General features: G+C 55.6%; 8 protein-coding genes and 1 tRNA gene. 5 read left to right on the forward strand and 4 right to left on the reverse strand.

The genetic code is table 11. The features are described from left to right. Positions 1-2 precede the first annotated feature (2 nt). Positions 3-782 carry a molybdate ABC transporter substrate-binding protein gene (modA, locus tag RUESEDTHA_RS04070; protein ID WP_180884652.1) on the reverse strand — a complete coding sequence of 260 codons (780 nt, stop codon included), beginning with the start codon at positions 780-782 and terminating at the stop codon, positions 3-5. Between the two features lie 224 nt (positions 783-1,006). On the opposite strand from modA, the gene RUESEDTHA_RS04075 reads away from it, so the two are divergent. Both RUESEDTHA_RS04075 and RUESEDTHA_RS04080 read left to right on the forward strand, forming a co-directional pair. After that, entirely contained in the window at positions 1,007-2,260 is a 1,254-nt protein-coding gene (locus RUESEDTHA_RS04075) for an aminotransferase class V-fold PLP-dependent enzyme (protein ID WP_180884654.1), read from the forward strand. Positions 2,261-2,333: 73 nt separating this feature from the next. Beyond that, positions 2,334-2,409 (forward strand) — tRNA-Val (locus tag RUESEDTHA_RS04080). Between the two features lie 459 nt (positions 2,410-2,868). Here the strand turns inward: RUESEDTHA_RS04080 and RUESEDTHA_RS04085 are convergent. From RUESEDTHA_RS04085 to RUESEDTHA_RS04095, 3 genes are all read right to left on the reverse strand, one after another. Further along, positions 2,869-3,240, reverse strand: coding sequence for a cupin domain-containing protein (locus tag RUESEDTHA_RS04085; protein WP_180884656.1), 372 nt, complete (start codon positions 3,238-3,240; stop codon positions 2,869-2,871). 33 nt (positions 3,241-3,273) lie between these two features. Beyond that, positions 3,274-5,313: a molybdopterin-dependent oxidoreductase gene (locus RUESEDTHA_RS04090; RefSeq protein ID WP_180884658.1), complete on the reverse strand. Its 2,040-nt coding sequence runs from the start codon at positions 5,311-5,313 to the stop codon at positions 3,274-3,276. A 578-nt stretch (positions 5,314-5,891) separates the two neighbouring features. Further along, entirely contained in the window at positions 5,892-6,578 is a 687-nt protein-coding gene (locus tag RUESEDTHA_RS04095) for an OmpA family protein (RefSeq protein ID WP_180884660.1), read from the reverse strand. Positions 6,579-6,768: 190 nt separating this feature from the next. Between RUESEDTHA_RS04095 and RUESEDTHA_RS04100 the strand changes: the two genes are divergently transcribed. The 3 genes from RUESEDTHA_RS04100 to RUESEDTHA_RS04110 all read left to right on the forward strand — a co-directional run bounded on the left by RUESEDTHA_RS04100 (position 6,769) and on the right by RUESEDTHA_RS04110 (position 11,759). After that, on the forward strand, positions 6,769-8,181 hold the full coding sequence (locus RUESEDTHA_RS04100) for a TolC family outer membrane protein (protein ID WP_180884662.1): 1,413 nt from the start codon (positions 6,769-6,771) through the stop codon (positions 8,179-8,181). Between the two features lie 72 nt (positions 8,182-8,253). Next, positions 8,254-10,443, forward strand: coding sequence for a type I secretion system permease/ATPase (locus tag RUESEDTHA_RS04105; protein WP_255431617.1), 2,190 nt, complete (start codon positions 8,254-8,256; stop codon positions 10,441-10,443). Next, positions 10,440-11,759: an HlyD family type I secretion periplasmic adaptor subunit gene (locus RUESEDTHA_RS04110; protein WP_180884663.1), complete on the forward strand. Its 1,320-nt coding sequence runs from the start codon at positions 10,440-10,442 to the stop codon at positions 11,757-11,759. The genes RUESEDTHA_RS04105 and RUESEDTHA_RS04110 overlap by 4 nt, the downstream gene beginning before the upstream one ends. Positions 11,760-11,761 lie beyond the last annotated feature (2 nt).

Below are 11,761 nucleotides of genomic sequence, written 5' to 3' on the forward strand. Positions count from 1 at the left end.
CGTTATCCACCCGGCAGGGCAAACCCCTGCTCTGCAAACACAACGCGCGCCGCTTCCGAGTTGAGATGGGCAAGAAAAGCTTTGGCCCCGGCGGACGCTGGCACAGTCGCAGCAGCGGGGTAAATGATCGGCGGATGCAGGTCCGGTGAAAAGGTCGCAACAACTTGGACACGATCTTCGACCGCGGCGTCGGACCGATATACAATTCCCAAAGGCGCCGCCCCGGTTGCAACCAGCGCAAGCGCGGCTCGGACATTGTCTGTTTGGGCGACCTGATTTTGAACGCGGCTCCATTGACCCAGGCTTTGCAGAGCCGCTTTACCATAGATCCCAGCGGGCACAGCGTCCACCAAAGCCATAGCCAGATGCCCCCCATCCAGTGCAGCTTGCAGATCGACATCCGGCCTCATTTCGCCGATTGTGATTGCGTCACCACCAGCAATCAGGACAAGCCCGTTCCCCAAAAGATCGACGCGAGAAGCTTCATCTATCAATCCCTGTTCCTGCAGGACATCCATCCAGTCCGCGTTGGCGGAAATGAATAAATCCGCGGGGGCGCCAAGCTGTATCTGCCGGGCCAAAACGGACGATGCTGCGTACGAGATTGTGACCTCCTGTCCGGATTGCTGTTCAAACGCGGGCGCGATCTCATCCAGCGCGGTTTTGAGGCTGGCGGCGGCAAATACCAATACGCCTTCCGCATCCGCCCGCAGCGGACCCTGCAGCGACCCCACCAGAACAAGGGCCGCAATCAATACGCTGCGGGCACGTAACAGGAGCATATCCTTTTCGTTGGCATCGTTTCAGTCCCTTCGGGGATATCTGAGGCAACCGGGGGCACGCAAGCGCCTTTGCGGAACGTAGTCGCATATCAGGCAGATAATGAAAGAAAAATGCACGGCATCACCATTTCCGTCAGTTGGATTGCGACCAATGTCGCAAACGATATTGATCCAGACCCTTCACGGATGGATGCTGCAATCAACTCAGGAACAGGACGTCCACCATGCTGCACACTTCACCCGGTCTGATCGACGCCATTCGTTCACGCTTTGCCCATGTCGATGCCTGTCCCTTTCAGGGCCCCCGCATCTTTTTCGAGAACGCAGGCGGGGCGCTTACGCTGAACTCGGTCGTTGAAACCTCGGCCAAGTTCGCCGCAATCCCTGACAATCAGGGACGGGACAACATTGCAAGCCATGCGCTTGTGGACATCATCAACACCGCCAAAGCCGATTTGTCTGTGTTCATGAATGCCGCGACAGGGCAGTTCTTTGTCGGCGAAAGCGGAACCGAGCTGTTGTTCCGAATGATCCGAACGGCCTGTGTCAACGCGCCCAAGGGCAGCAAAGTGATCGGCAGCTCGATCGAACACCCCGCAAGCCGTAGCGCCGCACACCGCTGGGCCGAGATTGCGGGGTTGCACTACGTCAATGTGCAGCATGATGGCGAAACGGGTTTGGTCACAGCCGATGATTACCGCGCAGCCATGACGCCGGATGTCAACGTCGCAACGATCGTTCATGCGTCGCCGGTTACAGGCATGGGCATGGACGTGGCGGCCATCGCGCGGGCGATACGTGACATCTCACCCGACTGTTTCATTATCGTTGATGGCATTCAACATGCCGCGCATGGGCAGTTGGATATCGACAGCTATGGCGTCGATGGCTATGCGATTTCGCCTTACAAGGTATTTTCACGCCACGGCTATGGAGTTGCCTGGATTTCAGACCGTCTGACCGCCCTGCCCCATGATCAATTGATCGACGCCCCATCAGAGGGGTGGGAGTTCGGCACCCGCGACACCGGGTCTTACGCAACGATGTCCGATGTTGTGGCCTATTTTGATTGGCTGGGGGCTCAGGTCTCGGAGGAAACGGACCGGCGCGCCCGGATTGAGGCTGCGGGTCGCGCCATTCATGCCTATGAAACCCACCTGACCGATGCGATGATCAACGGCACCGGCAACCTGCCCGGCCTGCGAGACATGGATCACATCACGATTCTGGCTGGTGCGGACAACCCTGCGCGGGAAGGGCTGGTCTCAATCGTTGTGCGCGACACGCCCTCTGCCCAAGTTGTGACGCGACTGAATCAGGAAGGTATCCGCACCCACATCCGAAAGGCCGACCATTATAGCGGCAATGTACTGACACCACTGGGCCTAAGCGACTGTATCCGCATCTCGCTTTGCCACTACAATACCGAACAGGAAGTGGCGCAGTTGCTAACCGTTTTGAACGAGATGGCGGGCTGATCTGAAATCTGAGAAAGAAATTATGCAAGACCCTCTTGCACCCGCGCGCTGGCTTGGCTACATGCACCGTCACGGGTGATTAGCTCAGTTGGTAGAGCGCTTCGTTTACACCGAAGATGTCGGGAGTTCGAGTCTCTCATCACCCACCATCCTTTCCCCACGATGTATCAAGGTCTTACGCGACTAGCACCTATTGCTGGACTGCGAATGAAACTGTGCCCGCTGCACCTCCGCTGCACTTAAACGGAAAAGGTGTCTCCGACACAGGAGACATGGCCATGCCAACAATCGTAAAAAGGCCTAGCGGAAAGTGGCAGGCGACAGTGCGCAAGGACGGACAATCCCGATCCAAGTCTTTTCTGAAGCGTGCTGAAGCGACGAAGTGGGCGCGAGAGACCGAGTTGAGCGCGGACAGAGGATTGCTGACACCTATGCGCTGACCCAACTGGTGCAGTGGCTATTCCGATCCGCAATCTGCATGCGGCACCTAGCAACACCGAGTGGCGTGAAATAGCCCGTGTACTTTGCCATGTAGGACTAAAAGCCTGACGACGAACACTATAGAAAAAGATGCATATTGTGGTCCAACAGTCTTCTCTGCTGTCGGATCAATCACCCGAAAAATTCGGCGCGAAAAACACCATCAAAACAATCTCATCCGGTCCTTCGAAGGTATGCTTGGCGTGCGCTGGCACATATACCAGGTCCCCCTGATTGAGTTCGATCGCCTTCGTGGTTCCATTTTCTTCGTTGACGATCAACTTACGCGAGCCTGAAAACACATAGTAGAGTTCATCTTCCAGATGCGGAGTCTGATCATCAACCTCGCCCGCAGCCAAGCGATAGATGTGAAAACTCATGTGCTTGTTGCTAGGCGTTCCAGGTGCTGCAGCGTAAGTGCCGATTAACGTTTCCAGCACCTCGGTGCGTTTCACTATATCTGGAATGTGCCACTTTTGACCTGCTTCCGGCTCGGACATACGTTCTCCTTGGTTTGATGAAAAGCTGCGCGATCACGCCTTGCGCAACTTTACTTCGGTCCCGTGAACTGATGAGCTTTCGCCCATGTCGGATTTGCGAGGAAGGTGAAGAAAGTTCACGTTGACGTTAGAGGGCTCAAGGCTGGGCCAACGGCTTTTATGCGTCAGAAGCGTTCCTTGGGGCACGTCGTCTTCCACTTTGGCGACAAATGGCACCTCACCGATCGAGTTGAACAGCACCACTCCTTCGCCGTCAACCACACCTAGAGCCCTGGCGTCGTCCGGGTGAATGGTCACATGCGCATCCCCCATCATATTGCGTATTCTGGTATCGTTGCCATAGCTGGAGTTCATCAGGTGTTTCTCAGCAGGGGACAGTAGGCGGAAAAACCCGTCTGCAGGCGCGGGGTCGGACTCAGGCTGCGGCGTTCGAGGCAAGCCGTCTTCTGCCGCACGCGCGCTCGAGATTTCGATCTTGCCACTCGGTGTAGCGAATTTTCCATCGCTCCAGAGATCAAGTGGCTCTTCGCTGATGTAACTCCACCCTTTTGCCTTCAGGCCTTCCCAATCGAGGCCGATGTCACAATCCCGCAGCATCTCATCAATTATCGATTGATCGTCTTGGTAAAGCTCCTCGCCTTGTAATCCCATTTCCTTGGCGAGTCGTCGGAAGATTTCTTGGTTCGGCAACGCTTCACCCATGGGCTCGGAAACTTTGACCTGCGGTCCGATTGTTAGATGGAAGTATGAAGCCGTCAGATCGTCAAATTCAAGAAAACTGGCCGCTGGTAACACGATGTCGGCATATTTTGCAGTGTCTGTCAGAAAGCAATCCGCCACCACAGTGAAAAGGTCATCTCGCTCTAGAGCTTTTCGGAGCTCTGTCTGAGAAGGGTTAGAAGCCGCTGGGTTACAGTTCCAAACAAAATAAGCCTTGGCGGCCTCTGCATCGTTGAGAACTGACGGCAAGTCCATTTGGCTGACAGACCTCGAGCACCCATCACGCACCTCGCTTAGCGCTTCGTAATCCGGGGACTTACCGCTCCGGATCGCAATGTCGAACGTCATGTTCAAATAGTAGGCACCTGCGCCGGGTTTTCCGATATTCCCCGAGATAGCTGCCAGCATGGCGCAAGAACGGAAAATGTTCCCGCCGCTTGGTTGACGTTGAAGCCCCTGCCCCAACCAAAGTACCGATGGCCCCCTACCGTAGGCTTTGGCCGCGTCTTCGATCAATGCGGCCGGTACACCGGTTTCCCGTTCTCCCCATTCGGGAGTGCAATTTGTAATGTCTTCCGCAACCTCGTCATAGCCAAGTACATGCGCCGAGATATACTCGTTATCCAATAGGCCGTCTCGCTGCAGAACATGTGCCATGGCGAATGCCAAAGCTGCGTCTGACCCTGGTCGCGGTTGTAGGTGCAAATCCGCGGCTATGGCCGTTTCGTGGCGTACCGGGTCAACCACGACAATCTTGGCGTCTGTTTCATTCAGCCAGTTTTTTCCAACATGAGGAGCGCTAGAAGATGGGTTGGCACCCCATATCAGAATACAGCTACTTTCCTTTGCCGTTCGTGGATCAAACCCGTTTGCTGAGTCTCCAAACACGTAGGTCCATGCGGTGTGGCCAGCGGCATTACAAATCGTATCAGGATTAACTTCTGTCGCGCCCAGATGGCTAAAAAAACGGTTCGGAAAATCCATCGCGACAAGCGAACAAGTTCCAGTGTAGTGCGTATTAAATATCTTTTCTGGGCCAAACTCATTGGAAATCGTGTTCAGGCGATCTCCAACTTCGGCCAGAGCTTCGTCCCAACTGATCCGGGCAAAACGCCCCTCTCCCTTGGAGCCAACTCGGCGCATTGGATAAAGCAACCGGGAATTTTCATCCAACCAAGCACCATTGTACGCAACTGCGCATTTACCGCAAAGCCGACCGCGATTGTTTGGGTGGTCCGGGTTTCCAGCAACGCGGGATATTGCATTGCCACGCAAGACAACCGAGATACCGCAACCGTCGTAGCAATCACGGGGGCACGAAGTAAGTACGGTGGACTTGGAATTTTTGATCATATTCACACATTACTAACCAAAGTAACTTGGTCCACCTGAATTAGCGTCGATTAACCCAAGGTCATGCCAGAAAAATGTTCCCACCAGAGCAATAGCGGTTGAAACTGCAAGCTGAGTTGATTTTTCGAAGTTTTGAAGCGCCGCATAAGTTCAGCGATAGAATCTGACGTTGGCCAACAGTTTTGCTAGTGTCTAAACATATAGGTTCGGGGCACGATTGCCTTTATTAGGATCGCCCCAACTGCTTGAATACGTTCCAAGGCGGAGATCGTGCAAAAGATTGGATTCATACCAGCCATGGAAGGCGATTGATTAAACATTGGCCAATGAACTTGGTTCACGATGCCTTCGAAACGTCTGCGCTTTTCTATTTCTGGAAAATGAGACAACCAAATACCATCAACGCCTTGTTCGAGCTCGTTCACAAGCTCAGGCTCAATTGGTTTGCGTTCAAATAGGCGCTACAGGAACTGCGCTAGACCTGACAAATGGAAGACGACCTCGCCTTAGTGCCGCCTCTAGACGTTCCAAAAAATGCTACACAATCCAATTTTCAGCAGGCCTTCCATCAAAAAAAACTATTGTGTCAAAGCCGCGTCCAGCCGGGCTGAGCTACAAAAACACCGTTTGGCATATTCGACCTTACGGATGGACCCGGCATCAAGGCCAACGGCTTTGCCGCAATCTTCGCGTGCCGCACCCGCCATCTGAAAGGCCGGGCCATTTCGGCCAGAGTTGGTCAATTGGTCATGTTGCGCTACCGCAACCTGCAAACGCGCCGTCAGGTCGTTCTGCAACTCATCGCCAACGGCGTTTTCAGACAACGCGATATCCCTATAGCTTCGGCAGGCGGCCAATATTTCCGCCAAACCGACCGTAACGCGGCGATTGCGACGCTCGGCCGTTGTAACAGCGATTAGCAGGTCCGTCTTGCCGCGGCTTGCAATATCACCGATCTGGTCGACAGATACACCGGCGGCGACAAGCGCCTGCGCGACCGTCCTTGCCCGTCTTTGTCCAAGGTCTAGATTGTAGCCCGACGAGCCAACCGCATCCGTATAGCCAACCACAACGGTTGGTTTGTAACTGTCGGTTGCCTTGATGCGCTCGGCAATTTCGGCGACCTGCCGCTGGCCTTCGGCATCCAACTGATCGGAATCAAAGTTGAAATTCACCGTCCCGAACACCTCTGCCAAAACGCCAGCCGGTGCCAGAGACAAAACCAGCAAAATCAACAGTCGTAAGAGCCCAAATACATGCACCATTTCAACCTCGTTCAGCAAACAGCCTGTGAAAACCTTAAGGACTGGTATATTTTTGCAAAATAGACGCCCGCCGCAAGCGAGTCGCTTTCAAGTATCATAATAATTTGTTGCCAATTGCACGGCGTTAGGCAATCTTTCTTGTAAATTTATACTCACAATTTTTCTAATTAGGTCAGCTCTAGGGGAACCCATGCGTCAATTCCTGTACGGCACGGCAATGATATGCATCGCGGCGATATCACCGCCAAATTCTGCCAACGCCTTATCTTTGGAAGATGCGATTCTATTCGTCCTTGAAACCAACCCCGAGATTACAGCAGCCGAAGCCAATAAACAGGCCATCGAATTTGAACTGCAACAAGCCCGTAGCTTTTGGGCCCCACGATTTGAATTGGACGCCTTCGCCGGTGGCAGCATTAATGACGGCACCACCACACCAGATCTTTCCGCCGCCGACGGCTGGATCAGTGGATATGAACTTGGCGCGCGGGTGTCCCAATTGCTGTTCGATGCCGGAGAGACACGCTCGGAAATCGAACGACAAGCCTATCGGATCGACGCGGCCGCCCTGCGTGTACTTGAACGGTCCGAGGTTTTGTCTTTGGAGGCCATACGTCTTTATGCAGATGTCTTGCGTGTCCAATCCCTAGTGAGGCTTGCCCGCCAGAACCGGGACTATCATGTCGAGGTCCTTAGACGGATTCAACGCGCCTATGATAGCGGCGTTGTCGGCATAGGTGACTTGCAGCAGGCCGAAGAACGCCTGATCTTGGCTGAAGACACAATCATCTCGTTCGAATTCGACCTTGATGACGTCAAGAACCTGTTCATCGCAGTTGTGGGGGTTGATGCCGAAGGGCTTTCGACCGTACCCGATATCCGACGCTCTCTTCCGGCGGATCAAAACGCGGCACTTGAAATTGCGCGCCGCAGCAACCCGACCATCCAGTTCCTTCAGGCGGATGTAGGCTCTGCCGAGGCCCAATCACGCCGGGCAGATGCAAATGCATATCCAAAACTGTTTCTGGAAGCCGACGGGCGCATTGGTGAGGATGTCGGTGGATTTGAGGGCGACGTAGCGGATGCAAGAATTGGTTTGGTTCTGCGCTATCAGTTTCAGGGCAGTTCAAAACGGGCTGCACGCCAGGAAGAGGTACGGCGTGTCAGCGAAAGCCGCGCGCGATTGTTGGCTCAGACCCGCAATGTTGAAAACGAGGTGCGTCAAAGCTATTCCATCTATCGGACAGCACAGCGCCGGACACAGAAAATAACTGCTCAAGTCAAGATCGCGCAAAAGCTGCGCGACACTTACGAACAGGAATTCACTGTCGGTCAGCGTTCACTTCTGGATGTATTGAACACGCAAAACGCCCTGTTTCAGGCCGAAGCGAACCTTGTGAACGCCAAGTCGGCTGAAAACTACGTGCGCTACCGGATACTCGCTTCGATCGGTGTGCTGTTGAGAACCTTGGGTATCGAACCGCCCGAGGACAGCCGCGTCTATGCCCGCGACGAACTGAATGTGACGCCACGCAGCCAGACAGGCGGCGAACAAAGGCTGGATGCAAGCGCATTCCGCGACTGGAGGAAATCGCTTGACTGATACGACCCTGCTTTAGCCGGAGCCACCACCATCGCCACCGATAAACCGCCAGAACGCCCCACAACCACTCGTGTGAACATCGCTCCGCGCGTGGTTGCGGGTGGCCGTGCTCCAACAAAGAACAAGCTTGGCTGGCAGTTTGAAGAGACCCCGAAAGACGCGCTGGCGAACGCCATCGCCGCATGCATGCGCCTGCTTGGTCACGATATCGGTGTCGACGTTCTGGTGTCAGGGCGTCCGCTGGACAGCAGCGGTTCTTTGACCCCTACCGAAGGGGTCAAGGCGGTCGAAGCACAGGGTTTTCGCGCCCGTCTGTCTCGTCGCGAATTAAGCGATATTCCCGTATCGGTATTGCCAGCCGTTTTATTCCTCTCCGAACGCGAGGCCTGTGTGTTGCAAAGCATTGACGCAGAGCAAGCGACTGTCATTTGGCCGACAAGATCAAACGACCCGCTGTCACTGCCCTTGGGTGAGCTGTCCGACCGCTACGCCGGTCACGCATTACTGCTTCAGGGGGATGACACTTCCCAGGTTGATCACACAGCATCCAACGCGGCGGGCCACTGGTACTGGAGCGTCGTGCACCGGTTCTGGCCTGACTATATGCAGGTGATCATGGCCTCGGCGATGATCAACCTTCTGGCGCTGGCGATGCCTCTGTTCACGATGAATGTCTATGACAGGGTCTTTCCGAACGCCGCGTTGATCACGCTTTGGTCCCTCGTCGCGGGCGTTGGTTTGGCCTTGGTTGTAGATGCGATTTTGAAATGGGTGCGTGCAAGGGTCGTAGACAAGGTTGCGCGCCGGGTCGATCTTGCTGTGTCGTCCGAGATCTTTCGCCATATCGCCGATCTGCGGTTGGACACACAGGCGCAGCCTGTTGGCGGGCTGATAAACAATCTTAAAGATTACGAGCAGGTGCGAGATTTCTTTTCATCGCAAACACTGGCTTCGCTGACCGATCTGATCTTCGCCGTGTTGTTCATTGGTGTGATCGCCTATATCGGCGGGCCGCTGGCCTGGCCTCCTAGCATCGCACTCGGCATTGTTTTGATTATGGGGCTTGTGATCCTTGTACCTCTGCGGAAGGCCTCTGACTCGGAGCGTCAAATCACGAGCGTCAAGAATGCCGTCGCAGTTGAGGCCGTGGGCGATCTGGAGACATTAAAGGCGGTATCGGGCCAAGGTCGAATGCAGACGAGATGGGAACGAATGGTTTCCGAATCTGCGTCCACACAAGAGCGTAGCCGCAGGTTGGCCACCTTCGCAACGACGGTCACAGGGTTTGCGCAACAGCTTTCGTCAATCGGGATCGTGGTAATTGGCGTTTATCTGGCGCTGGAAGGCAATCTCACCATGGGTGCCGTGATTGCCGCCATGATCCTTTCCGGTCGGGCAATGGCCCCTACCGCCGCCTTGTCCGGCCTATTTGTTCGCGCAAGCTTTGCCATTGCCACGCTGCGAGGCCTGAACGCGCTGATGTCGCAACCATCGGACACTGGGGCAGCCGGGGCTTCGCTGAACGCACCAGCCAAGGAAGGGGCTTTTGACGTACGAAATGTCTCGCTGCAATATGCGGGAACAAAAGTTCCTGCCCTAGACGAGGTGTCCTTCGCAAGCGAGGCGATGGCCAAAATCGGTGTCATCGGTCCGGTTGGGGCCGGCAAGACAAGCCTCGTGCGCATCTTGTCCGGGCTGTATGCGCCGACAGAAGGCATGGTCCTGCTTGACGGGCTGAACATGGCCCAACTTGCTCCGGCGAGGTTGCGCAAGGACATCCAGTTGGTCCCGCAAGAGGCAGTTTTGTTCTCGGGAACTTTGGCCGAAAACATCTCTTTCGGAGTGCCGCAAGCCACCAGCGAGGACGTTTTGCGCGTTGCCAGGCTGGCAGGTGTTGACCGGATAGCCGCCGCGCACCCACAGGGATTCAGCATGCCGGTCACCGAACGGGGGCGCAATCTTTCAGGTGGGCAAAGACAGCTGGTTGCTTTGGCCCGCGCGCTGCTTCCGCGCCCTCGGGTTTTGATTTTGGACGAGCCCACTTCTTCGATGGACACGCAAACGGAACAGGTTTTCGTGCAAAACCTGTCACGCGTTCTGGCGCATTGGCCGATGACCCTTATTGTTTCGACACACCGTAGCAGCCTTCTGGCATTGGTCGACAGGCTGATCGTGCTGGACAAGGGCAAGATAGCAGCGGATGGACCCAAGGAAGATATCCTTCGGCAACTGGCGAAGAACAACCGCAGTGAGACGTCATGAGCAATCGGGATTGGGAACTGGTTGATTTTGCCCAAGGCCCAGACGCGGGCAGGCTGCGCCGTTCCTCGGGCTGGGTGTTCCCTATATTGATGGGGTTATTGCTGGTTATTGGATGTGCATTGATTTGGGCTTCGCTCGCCCGGATCGAGGAACTGGCCCGCGCAACCGGCCGGGTTGTCCCCTTGGGTCAAGCCCGCGTTGTCGAAAGCCTGGAAGGCGGGATCGTCCGGGACATCGCAGTCCGCGAAGGTGATACGGTTGAGGCCGGGCAAATCCTGGTCCGGCTGGACGACACAAGCTCTGCCGCCAGTCTGGGCGAGTTGCATGCGCAACAGCGGGCATTGCGTGCCCGCGCCCTGCGACTTGAGGCCGAGCTGGCCGGAGGGGCCCAACCAGATTTCACAAATGCCGGGATCGACCCAAACAGTTCACTGGCTGTACGGGAAAGCGCCCTGTTCGATAGCCGAACCGCGTCGTATCTGGGCCAAAGCGCTGTTCTAGATGCGCAGGTCCAACAGCGCGTACAGGAAATTGCCGAGCTTAGCGCCGCGTTGGATCGTGTAGCTGAAAATATCGCCCTGTTGGATGAAGAAATTCAGATCAAGTCAGACAGCGGGATCGTCCCACGCGCCCAAATCTTGCCCGTAGAACGCGAACGAAGCGCCCGGCGGCAAGAGCGTGACGCGCTGACCGGACGGCGGGAACAAGCCCGGGCCGCCCTGACTGAGGCCAACGCCCGCGTCACAGAAGCCGAGCTGCAGCGCCGGGCTGAGATCAACATCGAACGATCTGACACGCTCAACCAACTCAGCGTGATTAACGAAAGTATCAAGAGCGCGACAGATGTCGTAAACCGCGCGGCTCTTCGCGCTCCAGTCGACGGGGTCATATCGACGTTGAACGTCCATACCATCGGCGCTGTGATTGCACCCGGAGAGGAAGTATTGCGCATAGTCCCGGCAGATGACTCGCTCTTGATCGAGGCGCGTGCAAAACCCGAAGATGTGGCCTTTTTGCGCCCGGGTTTGCCCGCAAGCATAAAGCTTACATCCTTCGACTTTACGGTCTACGGCGCACTGGATGGCGAGGTGACACGCGTCGGGGTCGATGCCGAACAGGATGAAGCCACCGGAGAGATCTTTTTCCCGATCATTGTGGAAACCCAAAGCAACGCTCTGGAAAAGAATGGTCAACGGCTGGAAATCCGCCCGGGCATGGTTGCTTCGATTGATATCCTGACCGGAGAACGAACCGTTCTCGACTACATCTTGAAGCCGTTCCGAAAAGCCCGATTTGAGGCCCTGCGAGAGCGGTGATC

Origin of the sequence: Ruegeria sp. THAF57, from assembly GCF_903914075.1 — a bacterium.
Classification (GTDB): domain Bacteria; phylum Pseudomonadota; class Alphaproteobacteria; order Rhodobacterales; family Rhodobacteraceae; genus Ruegeria.